Raw genomic sequence first — 1,227 nt, forward strand, 5'->3', positions numbered from 1 at the left:
ACGAACCGGGTCGGAGTGTTTTTCTTCCCTTTGTCGGGTTCGCCCCAGATATTGACCTTTCCGCAGGAGATGATGCAGATTTCACGCTATCCCCAGCGATGCGAAGCGGGCCCTCCGTCTCCATCGGGTGTTCGGGAGTGCTCCTCGAATTCCCAACAGCCGTCGCAGCCGTTCTCGTCAATGCACTCGATTTTGCAGACTTTGCAGGGGCCTTCGATATCATCGGCGGGATAGTCCGGCTTCGGCCTCGGATGGAGTGTGAAGTGTAACGGAGAGTGTTTGCCCGGGTGACTTTCCGGGAGGGTCTTATCGAGTCGATCTTTTATAGCGACGGCTCCTGGGTAAGTATCCGCTCCCTCGTACAGCCATTCCCCTTTCTCGGAATGTTTCCAGACCTCCCAGCTCCAGCCAGGATTGTTCCTGCGCTTTGCCTCGGTGAGGGCCTCGAACCACTCGGGGGTGTCACGCTCCGGCTTTTTCTTGGGGGCATCCTCGTCTTCCTCGGCAGGGTCGGGGACCTTCTCGGGATCCTCGTTCTTGGGGATCCAGCCGAGGCACCCTTCCGCTGCGACCTCTGCCATCAGCCGGGTGGCGGAATACTGTCCGCCTTTGAACAGCAGATCGTTGAGTCGTGTGCAGCTCTCCTTGAAGGTTTTCTTTATTTTGTGATGTCCGCAGTTGGTGCAGCCGCCCTCCGGGATGTCTTCCTTGAGTTTCCGGTGTGCCTGGCACTCCTTGCTCTCCGGTTTGGCCGTGCAGGTCGCCCAGGTCTTGCAGGGGGTGCAGTAACAGAGCGGCTCGGTTTTCTTCTGTTCGGGTGGCTCCACTCTCGCTTCTTCGACGGCCTTCTCAAAGTCCAGGAATTCCTGCAGGCATCCTTCGTGTGGTTCGTGACGGAGACAACGATCCGTCGCCTCGCACCCTTTGCATAGGTTCTTGATCAGTTTTTTCAGCTTTGGGCTCTTGACGGGCTCGATCGCGGCCTGCTTGCTGGTGTCCTTCGGGGCCTCGATGACTTCGCGGACCTGGGGCGATTCCGGCTGCTCGCCTCCGAACGTGAACAGGTCCATCGGTCGCTGCTGCAGTTCTCTGACCCCGATCGCGTGTGCCTTCGGGTCAATCTCGGCCCCTATCCACTTCATCCCGAGGAGCTGCCCTGCAATGAGGGTCGTTCCGGTGCAGGCGTAGGGGTCATAGACAACCTGCCCTGGTTCCATGAACCGGGAA

The 1,227-nt window shown here is 59.0% G+C and carries 1 protein-coding gene; it reads right to left on the reverse strand.

Features of this window, described 5'->3' with window-relative positions:
* Window positions 1–86: 86 nt before the first annotated feature.
* Window positions 87–1,227 (reverse strand): DNA methyltransferase (locus tag CW742_RS13890; RefSeq protein ID WP_292421396.1); only part of this gene is annotated, 1,141 nt, incomplete at its 5' end.

Source organism: Methanoregula sp., assembly GCF_002835825.1.
Taxonomy (GTDB): domain Archaea; phylum Halobacteriota; class Methanomicrobia; order Methanomicrobiales; family Methanospirillaceae; genus Methanoregula.